The 20,192-nt window shown below is 70.4% G+C and carries 16 protein-coding genes and 2 rRNA genes; 16 read left to right on the forward strand and 2 right to left on the reverse strand.

Annotation, left to right across the window (positions count from 1 at the left end; genetic code table 11):
• Positions 1-283: 283 nt before the first annotated feature.
• A 23S ribosomal RNA gene (locus GPA04_RS01230) occupies positions 284-3,404 on the forward strand.
• A gap of 77 nt (positions 3,405-3,481) precedes the next feature.
• Positions 3,482-3,598, forward strand: a 5S ribosomal RNA gene (gene rrf, locus GPA04_RS01235).
• 447 nt (positions 3,599-4,045) lie between these two features.
• On the opposite strand, the gene GPA04_RS01240 is transcribed toward rrf, so the two are convergent.
• Positions 4,046-4,276 (reverse strand): hypothetical protein, encoded by a 231-nt coding sequence (locus GPA04_RS01240; protein ID WP_156221505.1) that lies wholly within the window; start codon positions 4,274-4,276, stop codon positions 4,046-4,048.
• A 651-nt stretch (positions 4,277-4,927) separates the two neighbouring features.
• Between GPA04_RS01240 and GPA04_RS01245 the strand changes: the two genes are divergently transcribed.
• Genes GPA04_RS01245 through GPA04_RS01305 form a run of 13 tightly spaced genes read left to right on the forward strand, consistent with a single transcriptional unit; the run spans position 4,928 to position 18,285 of the window.
• Positions 4,928-5,467: a hypothetical protein gene (locus GPA04_RS01245; protein WP_156221507.1), complete on the forward strand. Its 540-nt coding sequence runs from the start codon at positions 4,928-4,930 to the stop codon at positions 5,465-5,467.
• Positions 5,464-6,543 (forward strand): HAD-IIA family hydrolase, encoded by a 1,080-nt coding sequence (locus tag GPA04_RS01250; protein WP_156221516.1) that lies wholly within the window; start codon positions 5,464-5,466, stop codon positions 6,541-6,543. The genes GPA04_RS01245 and GPA04_RS01250 overlap by 4 nt, the downstream gene beginning before the upstream one ends.
• A gap of 24 nt (positions 6,544-6,567) precedes the next feature.
• On the forward strand, positions 6,568-6,717 hold the full coding sequence (locus GPA04_RS01255; protein ID WP_156221518.1) for a hypothetical protein: 150 nt from the start codon (positions 6,568-6,570) through the stop codon (positions 6,715-6,717).
• Positions 6,717-7,541, forward strand: a complete 825-nt coding sequence (locus GPA04_RS01260) for a TlyA family RNA methyltransferase (RefSeq protein ID WP_156221527.1) — start codon at positions 6,717-6,719, stop codon at positions 7,539-7,541. Before GPA04_RS01255 ends, GPA04_RS01260 begins: the two co-directional genes overlap by 1 nt.
• Complete coding sequence (locus tag GPA04_RS01265) at positions 7,538-8,377, forward strand: NAD kinase (protein WP_156221529.1); 840 nt, start codon at positions 7,538-7,540, stop codon at positions 8,375-8,377. Before GPA04_RS01260 ends, GPA04_RS01265 begins: the two co-directional genes overlap by 4 nt.
• Positions 8,374-10,095, forward strand: coding sequence for a DNA repair protein RecN (gene recN / locus GPA04_RS01270; RefSeq protein ID WP_156221531.1), 1,722 nt, complete (start codon positions 8,374-8,376; stop codon positions 10,093-10,095). The genes GPA04_RS01265 and recN overlap by 4 nt, the downstream gene beginning before the upstream one ends.
• A gap of 5 nt (positions 10,096-10,100) precedes the next feature.
• Complete coding sequence (steA, locus tag GPA04_RS01275) at positions 10,101-11,294, forward strand: putative cytokinetic ring protein SteA (protein WP_156221533.1); 1,194 nt, start codon at positions 10,101-10,103, stop codon at positions 11,292-11,294.
• Positions 11,295-11,334: 40 nt separating this feature from the next.
• On the forward strand, positions 11,335-12,393 hold the full coding sequence (locus GPA04_RS01280) for a copper transporter (RefSeq protein ID WP_156221535.1): 1,059 nt from the start codon (positions 11,335-11,337) through the stop codon (positions 12,391-12,393).
• The gene (locus tag GPA04_RS01285) at positions 12,390-13,226 is read left to right on the forward strand and encodes a hypothetical protein (protein WP_156221537.1); all 837 of its coding nucleotides are present in this window, start codon (positions 12,390-12,392) and stop codon (positions 13,224-13,226) included. Before GPA04_RS01280 ends, GPA04_RS01285 begins: the two co-directional genes overlap by 4 nt.
• Positions 13,223-14,866, forward strand: a complete 1,644-nt coding sequence (gene murJ, locus GPA04_RS01290) for a murein biosynthesis integral membrane protein MurJ (RefSeq protein ID WP_162458488.1) — start codon at positions 13,223-13,225, stop codon at positions 14,864-14,866. The genes GPA04_RS01285 and murJ overlap by 4 nt, the downstream gene beginning before the upstream one ends.
• Positions 14,859-15,950, forward strand: coding sequence for a glycosyltransferase family 4 protein (locus tag GPA04_RS01295; RefSeq protein ID WP_156221541.1), 1,092 nt, complete (start codon positions 14,859-14,861; stop codon positions 15,948-15,950). Before murJ ends, GPA04_RS01295 begins: the two co-directional genes overlap by 8 nt.
• A 6-nt stretch (positions 15,951-15,956) precedes the next feature.
• On the forward strand, positions 15,957-17,675 hold the full coding sequence (gene pyrG / locus GPA04_RS01300; RefSeq protein ID WP_156221543.1) for a CTP synthase: 1,719 nt from the start codon (positions 15,957-15,959) through the stop codon (positions 17,673-17,675).
• Complete coding sequence (locus GPA04_RS01305) at positions 17,668-18,285, forward strand: NUDIX domain-containing protein (protein ID WP_156221545.1); 618 nt, start codon at positions 17,668-17,670, stop codon at positions 18,283-18,285. The genes pyrG and GPA04_RS01305 overlap by 8 nt, the downstream gene beginning before the upstream one ends.
• Here GPA04_RS01305 and GPA04_RS01310 read toward each other — a convergent pair.
• Positions 18,231-19,250, reverse strand: a complete 1,020-nt coding sequence (locus GPA04_RS01310; protein ID WP_162458489.1) for a COX15/CtaA family protein — start codon at positions 19,248-19,250, stop codon at positions 18,231-18,233. The genes GPA04_RS01305 and GPA04_RS01310 overlap by 55 nt on opposite strands.
• Before the next feature lie 174 nt (positions 19,251-19,424).
• On the opposite strand from GPA04_RS01310, the gene GPA04_RS01315 reads away from it, so the two are divergent.
• Positions 19,425-20,126: a helix-turn-helix transcriptional regulator gene (locus GPA04_RS01315; RefSeq protein WP_156221549.1), complete on the forward strand. Its 702-nt coding sequence runs from the start codon at positions 19,425-19,427 to the stop codon at positions 20,124-20,126.
• The last annotated feature ends 66 nt before the right edge of the window (positions 20,127-20,192 follow it).

The raw sequence follows: 20,192 nt of genomic DNA on the forward strand, positions 1-20,192 counted from the left end.
TTCAGTACTACCCCTCGGGGTATGGAACAGCCGGACGGCGCGCATCGCCTGACACACTGTTGGGTCCTGAGGGAACGGGCTTCGCCCCGCACCTCGGGTCCACGCCTCTGGAGCCGCTCGATGAGTGGTGACAGAGAGGCCGACCAGCTCGGCCGGCGTGGATGCGAACTACTTCGGTCCGTCACGACCAGTCGAACCGCCCCGGTCGGGGTAGGCGCTGGTACGCACGGAACCGCCCGTAGCTTGAGAACTGCACAGTGGACGCGAGCATCTTTGATTTTTGTGGCAAGTTAATAAGAGCAATCGGTGGATGCCTTGGCATCAGGAGCCGAAGAAGGACGTAGCAGCCTGCGATAAGCCTCGGGGAGTCGGCAAGCGGACCGTGATCCGAGGATTTCCGAATGGGGAAACCCAGCTAGAGTCATGTCTAGTTACCCTCGTCTGAACACATAGGGCGAGTGGAGGGAACGTGGGGAAGTGAAACATCTCAGTACCCACAGGAAGAGATATTCCGTGAGTAGTGGCGAGCGAAAGCGGAACAGGCCAAACCATATGCGTGTGATAGCCGGCAGGCGTTGCGCATGTGGGGTTGTGGGACTCATTAGTTTCTACTGCCGTGGAAGCAGAGAGTCAGAAAGTCTCGTGATAGTCGAACGGCATTGAAAGGCCGAGCACAGAGGGTGCCACTCCCGTAGACGAAATCGCGTGACCTCTCAATGAGGATCCCAAGTAGCACGGGGCCCGAGAAATCCCGTGTGAATCCGCCAAGACCACTTGGTAAGCCTAAATACTACCTGATGACCGATAGCGGACAAGTACCGTGAGGGAAAGGTGAAAAGTACCCCGGGAGGGGAGTGAAATAGTACCTGAAACCGATTGCTTACAACCCGTCGGAGCCTCCATAGCAGGGGTGACGGCGTGCCTTTTGAAGAATGAGCCTGCGAGTTAGTGGTACGTGGCGAGGTTAACCCGTGAGGGGAAGCCGTAGCGAAAGCGAGTCCGAACAGGGCGAATCAGTCGCGTGCTCTAGACCCGAAGCGGAGTGATCTATCCATGGCCAGGTTGAAGCGCGGGTAAGACCGCGTGGAGGACCGAACCGACCTAGGTTGAAAACTGGGCGGATGAGCTGTGGATAGGGGTGAAAGGCCAATCAAACTCCGTGATAGCTGGTTCTCCCCGAAATGCATTTAGGTGCAGCGTCACGTGTTTCTTACCGGAGGTAGAGCTACTGGATGGCCAATGGGCCCTACAAGGTTACTGACGTCAACCAAACTCCGAATGCCGGTAAGTGAGAGCGTGGCAGTGAGACTGCGGGCGATAAGGTTCGTAGTCGAGAGGGAAACAGCCCAGACCACCAACTAAGGCCCCAAAGCGTATGCTAAGTGGAAAAGGATGTGAAGTTGCACAGACAACCAGGAGGTTGGCTTAGAAGCAGCCACCCTTGAAAGAGTGCGTAATAGCTCACTGGTCAAGTGATTTTGCGCCGACAATGTAACGGGGCTCAAGCATACCGCCGAAGTTGTGGCATTCATATATTTGCTAGGTCGCCGGCCTTGAGCTGGTGATCCAGGCGTATGGATGGGTAGGGGAGCGTCGTGTGGCGAGTGAAGCGGCGGAGTGATCCAGCCGTGGACGCCACACGAGTGAGAATGCAGGCATGAGTAGCGAATGACGGGTGAGAAACCCGTCCGCCGAATGACCAAGGGTTCCAGGGCCAGGCTAATCCGCCCTGGGTAAGTCGGGACCTAAGGCGAGGCCGACAGGCGTAGTCGATGGACAACGGGTTGATATTCCCGTACCGGCGAAGAACCGCCCATACCGAATCCGGTGATGCTAAGCGCCTGAAGCTTCCATGGTCTCCTTCGGGAGGCACCGGAAGTGGAACGCGCGACCCGAACCGGTAGTAGGTAAGCGTATTAACAGGGGTGACGCAAGAAGGTAGCCCAGCGTGTCTTATGGCTTGGCACGTCCAAGGCTGTAGGGCGAGGTGTAGGCAAATCCGCACCTCATGAAGCCTGAGAGCTGATGGTGACAGCGAATGCTGGATGATTGGGTGATCCTATGCTGCCAAGAAAAGCCCCGGCGCGAGGTTCTAGCCGCCCGTACCCTAAACCGACTCAGGTGGTCAGGTAGAGAATACTAAGGCGATCGAGAGAATCGTGGTTAAGGAACTCGGCAAAATGCCCCCGTAACTTCGGGAGAAGGGGGGCCTGAGGCGTGAACACACTTGCTGTGGGAGCGTTTGAAGGCCGCAGAGACCAGGGAGAAGCGACTGTTTACTAAAAACACAGGTCCGTGCGAAGTTGCAAAACGATGTATACGGACTGACGCCTGCCCAGTGCTGGAAGGTTAAGAGGACGGGTTAGCCGTAAGGCGAAGCTCAGAATTTAAGCCCCAGTAAACGGCGGTGGTAACTATAACCATCCTAAGGTAGCGAAATTCCTTGTCGGGTAAGTTCCGACCTGCACGAATGGCGTAACGACTTCTCCGCTGTCTCAACCGCGAACTCGGCGAAATTGCATTACGAGTAAAGATGCTCGTTACGCGCAGCAGGACGGAAAGACCCCGGGACCTTTACTATAGCTTGGTATTGGTATTCGGTACGGCTTGTGTAGGATAGGTGGGAGACTGTGAAGCGGGCACGCCAGTGTCTGTGGAGTCAACGTTGAAATACCACTCTGGTCGTTCTGAATATCTAACCTCGGTCCGTAATCCGGATCAGGGACATTGCCTGGTGGGTAGTTTAACTGGGGCGGTTGCCTCCTAAAATGTAACGGAGGCGCTCAAAGGTTCCCTCAACCTGGTTGGTAATCAGGTTTCGAGTGTAAGTGCACAAGGGAGCTTGACTGTGAGACTGACAAGTCGAGCAGGGACGAAAGTCGGAACTAGTGACCCGATGGTGGCTCGTGGAAGCGCCATCGCTCAACGGATAAAAGGTACCCCGGGGATAACAGGCTGATCTTGCCCAAGAGTCCATATCGACGGCATGGTTTGGCACCTCGATGTCGGCTCGTCGCATCCTGGGGCTGGAGTCGGTCCCAAGGGTTGGGCTGTTCGCCCATTAAAGCGGTACGCGAGCTGGGTTTAGAACGTCGTGAGACAGTTCGGTCCCTATCCGCTGCGCGCGTTGGAAATTTGAGAAGGGCTGTCCTTAGTACGAGAGGACCGGGACGGACTAACCTCTGGTGTGCCAGTTGTCCTGCCAAGGGCACGGCTGGTTGGCTACGTTGGGAAGGGATAACCGCTGAAAGCATCTAAGCGGGAAGCCTGCTTCAAGATGAGATTTCCATGGGGCTTGCCCCGAGAGGCTCCCAGTAGACTACTGGGTTGATAGGCCGGATGTGGAAGTGGGGACTAAAGACCCATGAAGCTGACCGGTACTAATATGCCGATGACTTACCACATACATACTTCTGAGTATGCTGCGTCCACTGTGCGGTTCCCGAGATACGGTCGGAAACCGATGACATCTCCATAGAGTTACGGCGGCCATAGCGAGGGGGAAACGCCCGGCTCCATTCCGAACCCGGAAGCTAAGCCCCTCTGCGCCGATGGTACTGCGTGGGAGACTGCGTGGGAGAGTAGGTCACCGCCGGACATCCTTTCGACAAAGGCCGCCCCTTCCGGGGCGGCCTTTGTTGTTTGTCTAGGCTGTTCTTGGCGCGATCCAGCGCCGCCCGAGTCGAGGAGTCCACGCGTGCCGTCCGAATCAGAAGAAGCTCCGCGCTCGCGCGAGCAGCGGAACGACCGCAACGACCGCCCCGCGCGTCGTGAGACCCGCGACGGCGCGGGAGGCAAGCAACGCCCTGCGCAAGGCGCGCCCCGATCGGGGTCGCCGCGCAGCGGCAAGGCGGAAGGCCGTGCGTATGGTGCCGGCGCTCCGCGTCAGGACCGCGGTGCGCGCCCGGATCGCCAGGACCCGCGCAACGACGGCCCCGCCCGCGGCGGCACCAGCTCGCCATGGGGCGGGCGCCCCGCGCGTGCTGACGGCGGCAGCTCATCCCGGGGTGATCGGCCCGAGCGCCGGGATGCCGGCGGCAGCGCCTCACGTGGTGAGCGTTCGTACCGGGGTGATCGGCCCGAGCGCCGTGACTCCGGCGGTGGCGCTTCCCGTGGTGAGCGTCCGTACCGCGGCGATCGGCCCGAGCGCCGGGACTCCGGCGGTGGCGCTTCCCGTGGTGAGCGTTCGTACCGGGGTGATCGGCCCGAGCGCCGTGACTCCGGCGGTGGCGCTTCCCGTGGTGAGCGTCCGTACCGCGGCGATCGGCCCGAGCACCGTGACGCCGGTGGTGGCGCCTCACGTGGTGCGCGCCCGTACCAGAATGACCGGCCCGAGCAGCGTGACGTCGGCGACCGTCCGGATCGCTCTGGCGGAGCACGCCCGGATCGTCGTGACGACGCCACGGGCGGTTCTCGCCCCTATCGCGGCGACAGCCCAGATCGACGCACGGGCGGGGCGCGACCTCCTCGCGCCGACGGCCCGGACCGCAGGGGCTCCGGTCAACGGCCCGACCGCGGCGACCGCCCTGCGCGCCGCGACGCTGGTGACCGTCCCTACCGGGGCGCGGGTGAGCGCACGGAGCGTCGTGACGGGCCCGGTGCGCCACGTGGTGACCGTCCGTACCGTGGCGGCAGCGACCGCCCGGACAGCCGTGGTTCCGGAGATCGCCCGTACCGCGGCAGCGGCGACCGTCAGGACCGCGGCGAGGCCCGGGGCGGGAGCCCCCGAGGTGGTGCTCGCCCCGATGACCGCAGCGGCGGATCGTTCGAACGCGACGACTACCTGCGTCGCCCTCCGCGTCCGGACCGCCCGCCGGAGCCCGAGGTCCCGGAGGACCTGGCTCCGCAGGAGCTCGACCGCCAGGCTCGTACCCGCCTGCGGACGCTCTCGAAGGAGAACTCCGACCGTGTCGCCCAGCACCTCGTGATGGCCGGCCGACTGATCGACGAGGACCCCGAGCTCGCCTACGAGCACGCCCAGGCAGCCGCCCGGCGGGCCGGACGCGTCGACGTGGTCCGCGAGGCGGCCGCGCTCACCGCTTATGCCACCGGCCGCTTCGGCGAGGCGTTGCGTGAGTTCCGGACCGTGCGTCGCCTCTCAGGCGTGGACGCGCACCGTGCGCTGGAGGCCGACTGCGAACGCGGTCTCGGGCGTCCGGACCGCGCCCTCGCGCTCATCGCGGAGGCACCTCCCCAGCTCTCGCCCGACGAGCGAGCCGAGCTGGCCATCGTCGAGGCGGGCGCCCGCACCGACCTCGGAGAGCTCGAGGCCGCCCTGTCGGTCCTGGACCACGTGCGCAGCACGGCGCTCGCGGCCGAGACCGTCGAACGCATCGACGAGGTGCGTCACGACGTCCTCGTGGCGCTCGGCCGGGCCGAACCACGTGAAGAGCCTGGCGCTGATGACGAGGACGACGAGCCCGACGAGGACGTGCTGGAGATCGACGATCTGAGCGAGGACGCATGACCGGGCTCCTGCTCCCGCTCGAGCAAGCACCTGCCGTCGCCTTCGACGTCGCCCTGCTCGACCTGGACGGCGTGGTTTACCGCGGACCCACCGCGGTCCCGCACGCACCGGAGGCGATCGCCGCAGCCCGTGCGAGCGGGCTCGGCGCGATGTACGTCACCAACAACGCCAACCGCCCGCCGTCCACTGTCGCAGACCATCTCACCGAGATCGGCGTCCCCGCCGCACCGGAGGACGTCACGACCGCCGCGCAGGCGGCCGCAGGCCTCGTGGCCGCGGAGCACCCGCGCGGCACCCGCGTGCTCGTCGTCGGCGGCACCGGGCTCCGGCAGGCCGTCGAGGCCGAGGGGCTCGTGGTCGTCGATTCCGCCGACGACGAGCCCGCGGTCGTCGTGCAGGGCTTCGCACCCGACGTCGGGTGGACTCAGCTCACCGAGGCGCTGCTGGCGATCAACGCGGGCGCCGAGCACATCGCCAGCAATCTCGACGCCACGCTGCCCATGGAGCGGGGCGTGGCGATCGGCAACGGCTCGCTCGTCGCCGCCGTCGTCAACGCGACCGGACGGGCTCCGCGGTCGACCGGCAAGCCGCAGCCCGCGATCTTCCAGCAGGCCGCCGCCCGTGCCGGCGCGCAGCGCCCCATCGTCGTCGGTGACAGGCTCGACACGGACCTCGAGGGCGCACGCGCCGCGGGATACCCGGGTATGCACGTCCTGACCGGCGTCGACCTCGGGGGAGCGCTGCTCACGTGCGTCCCGGCACAGCGCCCCACGCAGTTGGCGCACGACCTGCGCGGCCTGCTCGAGCCGCACCCCGCCGTCGAGCCGGACGGCGACTGGTGGCGCTGTCGTGAGGCGGCCGCCAGGTTCGACCACGACACCGGCTCGGTGATCGTGCGCCGTGGTGCGGCGGACCTCGTCCTGGCCGACGACGTGGAGATCGACCTCGACGAGCTGCGAGCGGCGTGCGTCGCGGCATGGGCGGCGGCGGACGACGCCGGTCGACCCACGCTGCTCGCGGCACGTCCCCAGATCCGCGTCCGTCCGCCTGCGGAGGATGTCGGCGCGATAGCGTGACCTGAGGCGCCCGGAAGGAACGACATGTCGCAGGAGCAGGTCCACACCGACGAGGTCGACGCTGCCCTGGCGGCGCTCGAGCAGCTCGACGACTCGATTCCCCTGGCAGCGCACGCGGATGCGTTCGAGCGCGCTCACGAGATGCTGCAGCGCCGTCTGGAGGACGCGCAGTAGTGGTCCGTCGTGTCCGCCTCGACGCCGAGCTCGTCCGTCGTGGACTCGCTCGGTCCCGCCAGCACGCCGGCGAGCTGATCGCTGCCGGCCGGGTGAGCGTCAGCGGCACGGTCGCGAGCAAGCCCGCCACCCAGGTCGACACCTCGCGGCCGGTGCTGGTCCGTGAGGATCCCGACGAGCCCGGCTACGCGAGCCGTGGCGGTCACAAGCTCGCCGGCGCCCTCGACGGCCTGGGCGACGCGGCTCCACGCGTCAGCGGCCGCCGCGCCCTCGATGCCGGTGCGTCCACGGGCGGCTTCACCGACGTGCTGCTGCGCCGCGGTGCCGCGCACGTCGTCGCTGTCGACGTCGGATACGGACAGCTGGTGTGGGAGCTGCAGAACGACCCGCGCGTCACCGTCATGGACCGCACCAACGTGCGGACCCTGGACCGGGACGCGATCGATCCCCCCGTCGAGCTGGTCGTGGGGGACCTGTCGTTCATCTCGCTGGGGCTCGTGCTGCCCGCTCTCGCCGGTGTGACCACGGCCGATGCCGATCTGCTGCTGATGGTGAAGCCGCAGTTCGAGGTCGGCAAGGAGCGGCTCGGTGCCGGTGGTGTCGTCCGCGACCCGGAGCTGCACGTCGATGCCGTGCTCGGTGTCGTTGCGGCCGCCGAGGCGCTCGGGCTGGGCCTGCACGCCTCGGTCGCCAGCCCGCTGCCGGGCCCCAGCGGCAACGTCGAGTACTTCATCCACCTGCGCCACGAGCCCGGGGTCGCCGACCCCGAGGCCGTGGTCCGTCACGCGGTCGCTCTCGGCCCGGCTGAGGGGGCTGCGTCATGACACGCCGGATCCTGCTCCAGGTCCATCCGACCCGCCCGGAGGCCCAGGAGGCCGCCGCGCTGATCGGCGCCGAGCTGCGCCGCAACGGCATCACCCCGATCTCCGAGGACGAGATCGACGGCGACGACGTCGAGCTGAGCATCGTGCTCGGAGGGGACGGCACCATCCTGCGTGCCGCCGAGGTGACCCGCGGCCGGCGCACCCCGCTCGTCGGTGTCAACCTCGGGCACGTCGGGTTCCTGGCGGAGTCCGAGGTCGAGGAGGCGGCCGACGTCGTGCGCCGCGCCGTGTCGCGCGACTACACCGTCGAGGAACGCATGACGCTGGACGTCACCGTCACGCTCCCCGACGGCACCGTGCACTCCAGCTGGGCGATCAACGAGGCGAGCGTCGAGAGGGACGACCGTTCCCGCATGCTCGAGGTCGCCGTCGGCATCGACGGCCGCGGCCTGTCGACCTTCGGGTGCGACGGCGTCGTGCTGGCCACCCCGACCGGTTCGACCGCCTACGCCTTCTCGGCGGGGGGACCGGTGGTGTGGCCGGACGTCGAGGCGATGCTGGTGGTGCCGATCAGCGCGCACGCCCTGTTCGCCCGACCGCTCGTGGTGGCGCCGACCTCGACGATGGCCGTCGAGGTGCTCGCGCGCAGCTTCTCCGGCGCGCAGGTCTGGTGCGACGGCCGGCGCCGCATCGACGCGCCGCCCGGCTCGCAGATCGAGGTCGTGCGCGGTGCCGAGCCGGTGCGCCTGGCGCGGCTGCACACAGCACCCTTCACCGACCGGCTGGTCCGCAAGTTCGACCTCCCGGTCTCCGGGTGGCGGGGCGGTGGCTCGTGATCCGCGAGCTCCGCCTCACCGATCTCGGCGTGATCGCCGACGCGACGATCGTGCTCGGCGAGGGGCTCACGGCCATCACGGGTGAGACCGGTGCCGGCAAGACGATGCTGCTGACCGGTCTCGGGCTCCTGCTCGGCGGCCGCGCCGATCCCGCGACCGTGCGTCCCCAGGCCAAGCAGGCCGCCGTCGAGGGCCGGCTGGTGCCGACTCCCGCCGCGCTCCGCATCGCGGAGGATGCCGGGGCCATGCTCGACGACGGCGAGCTCGTCGTGGTCCGGACCGTCGCCGCCGAGGGCCGGTCCCGGGCACACCTGGGCGGCCGCTCGGTGCCGATGGGCGTGCTCGCCGAGATCGGCGCGGAGATGGTCACGGTGCACGGCCAGTCGGACCAGGTCCGGCTGCGCGCGCCCGCCCACCAGCGTGCGGCGCTCGACTCCTACGCGGGCGACGAGCAGACGGCAGCGCTCGCGGAGCTGGTGCGCGCGCACGAGCGACGCCGCGAGCTCGACCTCGAGCTCGAGCGCTGGGACTCCGAGGTGGCCGCACGAGCCGCCGAGCTGCAACGGCTCGAGGCGGCGCTCGAGCGCATCGACGCGGTGCAACCGGTCGCCGGTGAGCTGGAGGACCTGCGCAGCGAGACCGAACGGCTCGACAACGTCGAGCTGCTGCTCGAGGCCGCGGCAGCAGCCCGTTCGGCTCTCGACGGTGACGACGACGGCAGCACCGCCGGCGCGATGCTCGCGCTCGACGCCGCCCGCCGCGCGCTCGAGAGCGGGGCGGAGCACGATGCGACCCTGCGGGAGTGGGCGCTTCGCGTGGGGGAGGCGATCCACCTGCTCAACGACGTGGTCGCCGAGACCGGCTCGTACGTGGCCTCCCTGGAGGTCGACCCGCAGCGACTGGCCGCGGTGCACGAGCGCCGCGCCGCCCTCACCGACCTGGTCCGCAGCTACGGCGGCGCAGCGGACGAGCCCGACCCGGTGCTGCCGGTGCTCGCGTTCGCCGAGCAGGCACGCGCCCGTGTCCTCGAGCTCACCGCGCCCGGCTCCGGTCGGGAGGCGCTGGAGCGGCGTGCCGCCGAGGCACGCGCGGCGGAGGAGGCCGCAGCCGCGGTGGTGACCGAGAACCGTCGCCGCGCGGCCGAGGGGCTCTGCGTCCAGGTCGACGCCGAGCTCGACGGGCTGGCGATGCGCGGCGCTCGGCTGCACGTCGAGCTGATCGGTCGGGCCGAGATCGGACCGACCGGGGCCGAGGACGTCGAGCTCCGGCTGCAGCCCCACCCGGACGCGCCCGCACGCCCGATCGCCAAGGGTGCCTCGGGCGGCGAGCTGTCCCGCATCATGCTGGCCCTCGAGGTCGCGCTCGCCGGCCGCCGTGCCGAGGCCGGGACGCTGCCGGTGTTCGTGTTCGACGAGGTCGACTCCGGCGTCGGCGGACGTGCGGCGACCGAGGTCGGCAGGAGGCTCGCCGATCTCGCCCAGCACACCCAGGTCGTCGTCGTCACCCACCTGGCCCAGGTGGCGGCCTTCGCCGACACGCACCTGGTGGTCAGCAAGGGCAGCGACGGCGACCGCGTCGCCACCACTGTGCACGAGGTGGCGGGCGAGGACCGCGAGGGGGAGCTCGCGAGGATGCTCTCAGGAGAGGAGTCGGAGACCGCGCGCAGGCACGCAGCAGAGCTCCTGCAGCGGCCCGAACGCGCCGACGTGCGACGATAGCGGCGATGCGCCCGCTGCTGAATCGCCGTCAGCGCGCCCGGGAGGAGGAGGACTCCGCTCTCGGGCGAGTCCGCGTCGACCCCTCCACGAAGACGCTGACCAAGCGGCTCCACGCCGGCGACATCGCCGTGATCGACCACCTCGACATCGACCGGGTCTCCGCGGAGGCGCTCGTGCGGGTCGGTCCGGCCGCCGTGCTGAACGCCGCTCGCTCGATCTCGGGCCGGTACCCGAACCTCGGCCCGGACATCCTCGTCTCCGCGGGCATCCCGCTGATCGACGACCTCGGCCCCCAGGTGATGGAGCTGGCCGAGGGGACGCGTGTCCGCATCGACGAAGGCACCGTCTACACGGCCGAGGGGTCGGTGATCGCCGAGGGCACCCGCCAGACCGAGGACACGATCGCCAGGGACATGGCGAAGGCGCGGGAAGGGCTGTCCGAGCAGATCGAGGCCTTCGCCGCGAACACGATGGACTACATCCGGCACGAGCGTGAGCTCCTCCTGGACGGCGTCGGGGTCCCCGACATCCGCACCGAGATCGCCGGCCGGCACGTGCTGATCGTGGTCCGCGGGTACTCCTACAAGGAGGACCTCGCCATGCTCAAGCCCTACATCCGGGAGTACCGGCCGCTGCTGATCGGCGTCGACGGCGGAGCGGACGCGATCCTCGATGCCGGCCTCAGGCTGGACATGATCGTCGGCGACATGGACTCGGTGTCCGACAAGGCGCTCACCTCGGGTGCCGAGATCGTGGTGCACGCCTATCGCGACGGTCGCGCCCCCGGGCACGACCGCGTGGAGCAGCTCGGGGTGGAGTCCGTGGTGTTCCCGGCCACCGGGACCAGCGAGGACGTCGCCATGCTCCTCGCCGACGACAAGGGCGCCGAGCTCATCGTCGCCGTCGGCACCCACGAGACCCTCGTCGAGTTCCTCGACAAGGGCCGCAGCGGCATGGCCTCGACCTTCCTCACCCGGCTGCGGGTGGGCGGCAAGCTCATCGACGCCAAGGGCGTCTCGCGGCTGTACGAGCACCGTGTCTCGAGCGTGCAGGTCGGCCTGCTGGTGCTGGCGGGCGCCGCTGCGATCATGACGGCGCTCGCGGTGACGCCGGCCGGTCGAGCGCTCTTCGCCGTCGTGCTGGCACGTCTCGACGACCTGCTGTCCTGGTTCCGTAGCCTCGTCGAGGCGATCTTCTGACGGCGGTGCTCGCGCCGCCGCCACAACCGTACGAGGGCCCATGATCGACTTCCGCTATCACATCGTCTCGCTGATCGCCGTGTTCCTGGCGCTCGCGGTCGGTGTCGTGCTCGGCGCCGGCCCCCTCCAGGGGTCCATCGGTGACCAGCTGACCGAGCAGATCGAGAACCTCCGTCAGGAGAAGGAAGACCTCCGCGTGGAGCTCGAGCGGTCGCAGGCGCTCTCGGGTGACCTCGCGGTGTTCGTCGACGGCACCTCGCAGCAGCTGCTGGCCGGCGCGCTGGCCGACGTCGACGTCGCGGTCATCGAGACCGCGGGTGCCGCGGGCGCCGTCACCGGAGCGCTGCTCGACCGGATCGAGCAGGCCGGCGGCACCGTCGTCGGCCACGTGGCGCTGACGCCGCGCTGGACCGACGCGGCCGACGCGCCCGTGCGCGACGAGACCGCCGAGATGGTGGTCGAGCAGATGGCCGCGCCGCCCCCCGCCGAGACCGCGAACTCCCAGGTGCTCGGCATGGCGCTCGGGCAGGCGCTCACCCAGCGCGACCCGCTGAGCAGCGAGAGCTTCACCACCGGTGCGCTCGAGCTCTACACGACGTTCCGTGACGCCGACCTCGTCGGTGAGGTCGTCGCGCCGACGGGCCCCGCGGACGTGGTGCTGGTGGTCGCTCCGGCCGCGGTCCCGGGTGCCGAGCCGGACGCGTCCGTGCAGGGGATCAACGTCGACACCGTCACCGGCCTGGCCGGCACCGACACGGTCGTGGCCGGGACCGACACCGAGGAGTCCGACCTCCTCGACGCGATCCGCGGGGACGCCGAGGCCGCGGAGGCCGTGAGCACGGTCGACAGCGCCGATCTGATCAGCGGCCAGGTCACCGCACCGCTCGTGCTCGCCGCGCTCGCTCGCGGCGCTGCCGTCGACCACTACGGCACCGGGGAGAGCACCAGTGCTGTGATCCCCACGCTGCCACCCCTCGACGACCCCGACGACGGGACCGGGACCGGAGCCGACACCTCGACCGAGGACGCCACCGAGGAGACGGCCGAGAGCACCACCGAGGAGACGACCGAGAGCACCACCGAGGAGACGACGCCATGAACCGAGTCGCCGTCGGCCTGCTGGCGGCCGCCGTGACCGCGGGCACTGCAGCGGTGCTCCGCTCCCGCCCACCGGCGGGTCCGGCGCGCTGGAAGCGGACCAACTTCCGTGGCCGGGAGGTCGACCTGCTCGGTGGCGTCGCAGCCGCGGGAGGTGCGGTGGCCGGTGCGGTCTCGGCGGGCGGCGCAGCCGGCGCCGGTGCCGCGCTCGTGGCCGCGACGGGAGGCGTGCTCGGCGCCATCGACGACGCGGACACCACCTCGGCGTCGAAGGGGCTGCGCGGCCACCTGGCCGCGCTGCGCGACGGTGAGGTCACCACAGGACTGCTCAAGCTGGTCGGGATCTCGACGTCCGCGCTCGCCGCGGCCGGGATCGCCACCGGCTTCGGACGACGAGGAGGCTCCGCGGGCAGCGTGCCGGCACGCGCCGCCGACGTCGCCGCCTCGGGCGTGCTGATCGCCGGCACGGCCAACCTCGTCAACCTCTTCGACCTGCGCCCCGGGCGTGCGCTCAAGCTCGTCGGCCTGGTCTGCGCGCCGCTGACCGCGGTGCCCGGTGCGACCGGCCGCGTCGCCGCCGCGGGCCTCGGCACGCTGGCCGCGGCCTGGGAGTCGGACCTCGCCGAGGAGACGATGCTCGGTGACGCCGGTGCCAACGCGCTGGGAGCGATCGCGGGGACAGCGCTCGCGCTGGCGCCGGTGGCGCGGGTGCGGTACGTGGCGACCGGGGTCGTCGTCGCGCTCGTGCTGCTGAGCGAGAAGATCAGCTTCTCCCGCGTCATCGGCGCGACCGGATGGTTGCGCGCGATCGACGACTGGCAGCGGGCAGAGTGACCCTGAGAGGGCTGCGCAACCGACCCGTCCTGGCGGGTGTCGCGGGCGCCGCCGGTGTGATCGCCGTGCTGACGGTGCTCTCGCGGCTGCTCGGCTTCGGTCGCTGGATGGCGCAGTCGGCCACGGTGGGGCCGACCGCCACCGGTGACGCCTACGCGGCAGCCAACCTGCTGCCGAACGTCCTCTACGAGGTCGTCGCGGGTGGTGCGCTCGCGGGTGTGGTGGTGCCGCTGCTCGCCGCCCCCATCGCGAAGAAGCTGCGCGACCAGGTCGACGACGTCGCGTCCGCGCTGCTGACGTGGGCGCTGCTGGTCCTCGTGCCGGTCGGGCTCGCGGTCGCGCTGCTCGCACGCCCGATCGCGCAGCTGCTGCCGGTGCCGGGCGGTGCGGACGCCGCCGCCATCGACGACGTCACGACGTACTTCCTCATCGTGTTCTCGCCGCAGGTGCCGCTGTACGGCATCGGGGTGGTGCTCACCGGCGTGCTGCAGGCGCACCGACGGTTCCTCGCGCCGGCGATCGCGCCGATCGCCTCGACGCTCGTGGTGATCGTCAGCTACGTCCTGTTCGGACAGCTCGCCCAGGGCCTGCAGGAGGATCCGGGTGGGTTGTCCGACGCCGCGCTCGCCGCCCTCGCCTGGGGCACGACCGCGGGCGTGGCCGCGCTCAGCCTCCCGCTGCTGCTCGTGGTGCGCCGGGCCGGCGTGCGGCTGCGGCCGCGGCTGACGTTCCCGCCGGGGGTCGCCAGGCGTCTGCGCAGCCTCGCCGCGGCCGGCATCGGCGGCGTCCTGGCGCAGCAGATCGCCGCCGTGGTGGTGATGCTGCTGGCGCGCCGCGGTGGCGTGGCCGGCACGTTCAACGTCTTCCAGTACACGCAGGCGGTGTACCTGCTCCCGTACGCCGTGCTCGCCGTCCCGCTGGTGACGGTCTTCCAGCCGCGTCTGGCCGAGCTGTCCGACGGCGGTGTGGGGACCGGTCTGGCGCGTCTGGCCGAGCGGTCCACCCGGACGGTGCTCGCCGCCGGCCTGTTCGGTGCCGGCCTGCTGGCGGCGGTGGCTCCCGCGGCGCACGAGGCGTTCGGCGTGCTGTCCGCCGGTTCCGGGCCCGACCCGGTGCCCGGCATGGGCACAGCCCTGACGTGGATGGCGCCCGGCGTCGTGGGTCTGGGTCTGCTGCTGCACGCGGGCCGGATGCTGCTGGCCCTGGACCGCACCCGTGCGACGGTGGTCGCCACCGCGACGGCCTGGCTGGCGACCGCCCTCGCCGCCGCCGTGGCGGTGCGGCTGCTGGCGCCGGAGGGCAACGACGGTGTCGCCACCCTCACGGGGCTGTCGCTGGCCCACAGCGTGGGCATGACGCTGGGTGGGCTCGTGGTGCTGCTGATCCTGCGGCGCATCATGCCCGCTGGCTTCCTCCGCGGCTTCGTGCGCACCCTGGCGGTGGGGACCGGTACGGCGGTCGCCGGGGGGCTGGTCGGCCGCCTCGGCGTGGACGCCGTCCTCCAGCTCGGCGAGGACTCGCTCGTGGTGGCGGTGATGGCGGCCCTGCTCGGCGCCGTCGTGGTGACGTTGACGACGTTCCTCGGCATCCGGACCTTCGATCGTGCGATCCTGGCGAGCGTGAGAAGCGCACATGGGTGAACCGACCGCAGCCGAGCAGCTGCGCGTGCTGCAGGTGGCGGGCAGCGCCAGCGGCGGCACCCGGAGCCACGTGCGTGAGCTCGCGGCCGGTCTGGCGCTCGACCACCGGGTGGTCCTCGCTGCGCCCGGGGACGTCGCTCGGCCCTGGATACCCGGGGTGCGCTCGCGGCTGGTGGAGATCACCGATCGGCCTCGCCCGCAGGACGCGGCCGCGGTCTCGAAGCTGCGCGAGCTCGGCCGCCGCGCCGACGTGGTGCACGCCCACGGCTTGCGCGCCGGTGCCCTGGCCGCGCTCGCGCTCACCGGTCTCTCGACGCCGCTGGTCGTGACCCTGCACAACCTGCCGGTCGGCGGTCCGGCGGTGCAGGCGATGGCGGCCGGGCTCGAACGGCTCGTCGCAGGACGGGCTGCCGCGGTGCTGGCGGTCTCCGGGGACGTCGTCGACCACATGCGGGGCATGGGAGGCAAACGGGTCGAACGGGCCCTGATCCCCGCGCCGGTGCGGGTGTCGGCCCCGCTGGACCGCGCGGCCCTGGAGATCGGGGACGCGCCGCTGGTCGTCACGGTGGCCCGGCTCGCGCCGCAGAAGGGCCTCGACCTGCTCCTCGACGCGGCCGGGCTGCTCGATGACCGGGTACCGGGCGTGATCTGGGTCGTCGCGGGGGACGGGCCACGCCACGACGAGCTGCACCGGGTCATCGAGGACGAGGCCCTGCCGGTGCGGCTGCTGGGCAGGCGGGAGGACGTCCCCGCGCTGCTGGGTGCTGCCGACGTGGTCGTCAGCACGGCCGAGTGGGAGGGGCAGCCGGTGTGGCTGCAGGAGGCGCTGCACGTCGGCGCGCCGATCGTCGCCACCGATGTGGGGGGCACCCGCGAGGTGACCGGCGCCGCCGCACGCCTGGTCCCCTACGGTGACGCAGACCTCCTCGTGGCGCAGATCGCGGCCGTGCTGCGGGAGCCGCGCGTGCAGGAGGGGCTGCGCGTCGCTGCCCGGGAACGTGCCGCTGAGCTGCCTCGCGCGCACGACGCGTTGGCACAAGTCCTCGGGGTGTACCGATCGGTGCTCCCGTCCCTGCTAGTGTGAAAGCCCGTGGTCACCTCTTCTGAGCGGCGCCCCGGCCGCCACAGCCCCCGGCACATCTTCGTCACCGGCGGTGTGGCCTCGTCCCTGGGCAAAGGCCTGACGGCCTCGAGCCTCGGTCATCTGCTCCGCGCACGCGGGCTGCGGGTGACGATGCAGAAGCTCGACCCGTACCTCAACGTGGATCCCGGGACGATGAACCCGTTCCAGCACGGCGAGGTCTTCGTCACCGAGGACGGCGCCGAGACCGACCTCGACATCGGTCACTACGAGCGGTTCCTCGACGTGAACCTCGACGCGGGCGCGAACGTGACGACCGGCGTCGTCTACTCGTCCGTGATCGCCAAGGAGCGGCGGGGGGAGTACCTCGGCGACACCGTCCAGGTCATCCCGCACATCACCGACGAGATCAAGGCGCGCATGCGCGCCCAGGCGACCCCCGCCGTCGGCAGGGCGCCGGACGTGATCATCACCGAGGTCGGCGGCACGGTCGGCGACATCGAGAGCCAGCCGTTCCTCGAGGCCGCCCGCCAGGTGCGCCAGGACGTCGGGCGCGACAACGTGTTCTTCGTCCACGTCTCGCTGGTGCCCTACCTCGGCCCGAGCGGTGAGCTCAAGACCAAGCCGACGCAGCACTCGGTCGCCGCGCTGCGCAGCATCGGCATCCAGCCCGACGCGATCGTCTGCCGCGCCGACCGGGACATCCCCGAGTCGGTCAAGGCCAAGATCGCCGCCATGTGCGACGTCGACCGCGACGCGGTCATCACGTGCGTGGACGCACCGAGCATCTACGACATCCCCAAGGTGCTGCACACCGAGGGCCTCGACGCCTACGTGATCCGCCGCCTCGACCTGCCGTTCCGCGACGTCGAGTGGGACACCTGGCACACGCTGCTGGAGCGGGTGCATCACCCCGCCGACGAGGTCGAGATCGCCCTGGTCGGCAAGTACATCGACCTGCCGGACGCCTACCTCTCGGTCACCGAGGCGCTGCGCGCGGGCGGGTTCGCGACCAACACGCGCGTCAAGATCCGCTGGGTCCCCTCCGACGACTGCGACACCGAGCAGGGTGCCCGCAAGGCGCTGGCCGGAGTCGACGGCGTCCTGATCCCGGGTGGCTTCGGGGTGCGCGGCATCGAGGGCAAGCTGGGTGCGTTGCGCTGGGCCCGCGAGCAGCAGGTCCCCACGCTGGGCATCTGCCTGGGTCTGCAGTGCATGGTGATCGAGTTCGCGCGCAACGTGCTCGGGCTCACCAAGGCGTCCTCGACCGAGTTCGACCCGGAGACACCGGACCCGCTGGTGGCGACCATGGCCGAGCAGCTTGCGATCGTCGGCGGCGACGGCGACATGGGCGGCACGATGCGGCTCGGCCGTTACGAGGCCGTCCTGGAGCCCGGCTCGCTGGTCGCCGAGACCTACGGCGCCGAAAAGGTCAGCGAGCGCCACCGGCACCGCTACGAGGTCAACAACAGCTACCGCGACGACCTCGAGGCCGCGGGCCTGAAGATCTCCGGCCGGTCGCCCGACTCCTCGCTGGTGGAGTTCGTCGAGCTCGATCGCGAGCAGCACCCGTACTACGTGTCCACGCAGGCGCACCCGGAGTTCAAGTCGCGCCCCACGCGTGCGCACCCGCTGTTCCGCGGGCTGGTGGGTGCCGCCCTCGACCGGCAGCGCGAGTCCCGCCTGCTCGAGGTGCCGCCGCCCGCGCACGAGCGCACCGATGACTGAGTCGCCGCGCGACGAGGCGGCGGCGCTGCCGATCACGGCGTCCGACGTGCTGCACGCCGGCAGGGTGTTCGACCTCGTGACCGAGGACGTCGACCTGGGCGGGGGTGGCACGGTCACGCGCGAGTTCGTGCGGCACCCGGGCGCGGTCGCGATCGTCGCGCTCGACGACCACGAGCGGGTGCTCTTGATCCGGCAGTACCGACACCCGGTGCGCTCCTACCTGTGGGAGGTCCCGGCGGGGCTGCTGGACGTGCCGGGGGAGCCGCTGGTCGGCGCCGCCCGGCGCGAGCTGGCCGAGGAGGCCGACCTCACCGCCGGCTCCTGGCACACCCTGGCCGACTACTACACCAGCCCCGGAGGGTCCGACGAGAGGCTACGGGTGTTCCTGGCGCGCGACCTCGACGAGGTGCCGGCGGACTCGCGGTTCGAGCGCGCCGAGGAAGAGCTCGACATGCCGAGCACCTGGGTGCCGCTCGCCGAGGCCGTCGCCCTGGTCCAGTCGGGCGCGCTGCACAACCCGAGCGCCGTCGTCGGGATCCTGGCGGCCTCCGCCGCTCAGGCCGGCGGCTGGGCGGGGCTGCGCCCCGCCGACGCGCCCTGGGCGCCCTGACCGACCGGAGCAGCCTCGACCTGGTGCTCGCGCAGCGTCAGCATCGTGCGTGTGGTCGCGACGATGAGGAGCGCGGCACCCAGCATGTGGGCGCCGACGAGGATCTCGGGCAGCCCGGTGAAGAACTGCACGTAGCCGATGACGCCCTGCAGCAGCGTGACGAGGAGCAGGACCAGGGTCCAGCGGCGCACGTCCGGCAGGGCCGGCCGCGCCCGCACCGCCGCGACGATGGTGGCGGCGAGCGCGGCGAGGAACACCCAGACGGCGACCGCGTGCGCGCGAGCGACCAGATAGGGGTCGACGGCGAACCGGTAGCCGATCTCGTCGTCGCCCGAGTGCGGGCCTGCCCCGGTGACCACCACCCCGAGGACCACGACGACGCCGGCGAGCACCGCCGTCGTCCACGCCAGCCGACGCAACCAGGGTGAGCCGACCGGCTGGGTGGGGGAGTCGGGCTCGAACCAGGTGACGGCGAGCACGGTGGACAGCACCAGCAGCGCGGCCGAGATCAGGAAGTGCGAGCCGACGACCGCCGGGTGCAGATCCATCCACACCGAGACGCCGCCGATCAGCCCCTGCAGCACCACGACGGCGATGACCGCGTAGGACATCGTGCGCAGGCGCCGGGAGCGGCCCAGCCGGCGCACCGCGAGCGTCATCAGCACGGCGAGCGAGATGCCCACCAGACCCAGCAGCACCCCGACCAACCGGTTGCCGTACTCGACGAAGACGTGGAACTCCAGCTCCTCGTGGAAGACCGGCGTGAAGCTGCCGGGCTCGCACTGCGGCCACGTGGAGCAACCGAGGCCCGATCCGGTCAGCCGGACGGCGCCGCCGGTGACGATGATCAGCACCTGTCCGATGAGGTTCGCCAGCACCGCGACGCCGGTCCAGCGGTGCAGCGGGGTGCTCGACGGGCGGCGCAGATCGCCGGCGGAGGTGCGGTGGTCGACGGCTGCGGGCACGGCTCTACGGTAGCCCGCGGACGCGCCCGGACCGGTCAGGGAACGGCACGCGTGACGTAGCCCACTTAGGCCCGCCTTGCTTGCGAGAACTAATTAGGCAACGGACAATGTTGTGTAAATACCAGGGCATGCGTGAACCGCGCTGCCCGGTGACCTGAGGCGAGAGGAGGAGCGATGACGACGCCCGTGCCCCACGCCGAGATCGACGAGATCACCGACGACGCCACCACGCGCGACCGTGTGCTGCGCCTGATCGTCGAGCTCGGCCCGATCAGCGCCGCCGAGCTGGCCCGCCGGCTCAACCTGACATCCGCCGCCGTGCGGCGCCACCTGACCACGCTCCAGGGCGAGGGCCAGGTCGAGGCGCGTGACGACGTCCCGCTCGCCAAGCGTGGCCGTGGCCGCCCGGCCCGCAAGTACGTCGGCGCCGCGTCGGCGCACGCGCAGCTCGGCACCGCGTACGCGCAGGCGGCGCTCGCCGCGTTGGCGCAGATCAAGAACCAGCTCGGCGAGGACGGCATCGAAGCCTTCGCCGAGGCGCGCTCGGACGAGATGATCGCCCGGTACGCCCCGGCGATGTCCGAGGCCGGCGACGACCTCAGCGCTCGAGCCGAGACGCTCGCTCACCTGCTCGCTGCGGATGGCTACGCTGCGACAGCCCGACCGGTACCTGGCGGCATCGCCGTCCAGGTCTGTCAGGGCCACTGCCCCGTGCTGCACGTCGCGGAGGCTCACCACCAGCTGTGCGAGGCGGAGACCCGTGCGTTCTCCGAGCTCCTCGGTGTGCACGTGCAGCGGTTGGCCACCCTGGCCAGCGGCAAGCACGTCTGCACCACGCACATTCCCGTGAAGATCCCGATTCGGAAGGATGCCTGATGGCTATCGAGCCCCAGACGATTCCAGATGTCAGGCCAGGCACAACGGCTGACGAGCTGCCGACGC

Origin of the sequence: Pseudactinotalea suaedae, from assembly GCF_009733815.1 — a bacterium.
Classification (GTDB): Bacteria; Actinomycetota; Actinomycetes; order Actinomycetales; family Beutenbergiaceae; genus Pseudactinotalea; species Pseudactinotalea suaedae.

Excerpts from the sequence above, each read along its gene's own strand:
- GPA04_RS01305 (WP_156221545.1), top strand. The coding sequence starts at position 17,668 with ATGACTGAGTCGCCGCGCGACGAGGCGGCGGCGCTGCCGATCACGGCG.
- GPA04_RS01315 (WP_156221549.1), top strand. The coding sequence starts at position 19,425 with ATGACGACGCCCGTGCCCCACGCCGAGATCGACGAGATCACCGACGAC.
- GPA04_RS01250 (WP_156221516.1), top strand. The coding sequence starts at position 5,464 with ATGACCGGGCTCCTGCTCCCGCTCGAGCAAGCACCTGCCGTCGCCTTC.
- GPA04_RS01265 (WP_156221529.1), top strand. The coding sequence starts at position 7,538 with ATGACACGCCGGATCCTGCTCCAGGTCCATCCGACCCGCCCGGAGGCC.
- GPA04_RS01255 (WP_156221518.1), top strand. The coding sequence starts at position 6,568 with ATGTCGCAGGAGCAGGTCCACACCGACGAGGTCGACGCTGCCCTGGCG.
- steA (WP_156221533.1), top strand. The coding sequence starts at position 10,101 with ATGCGCCCGCTGCTGAATCGCCGTCAGCGCGCCCGGGAGGAGGAGGAC.
- GPA04_RS01245 (WP_156221507.1), top strand. The coding sequence starts at position 4,928 with ATGGCCGGCCGACTGATCGACGAGGACCCCGAGCTCGCCTACGAGCAC.
- GPA04_RS01285 (WP_156221537.1), top strand. The coding sequence starts at position 12,390 with ATGAACCGAGTCGCCGTCGGCCTGCTGGCGGCCGCCGTGACCGCGGGC.
- GPA04_RS01295 (WP_156221541.1), top strand. The coding sequence starts at position 14,859 with ATGGGTGAACCGACCGCAGCCGAGCAGCTGCGCGTGCTGCAGGTGGCG.
- GPA04_RS01280 (WP_156221535.1), top strand. The coding sequence starts at position 11,335 with ATGATCGACTTCCGCTATCACATCGTCTCGCTGATCGCCGTGTTCCTG.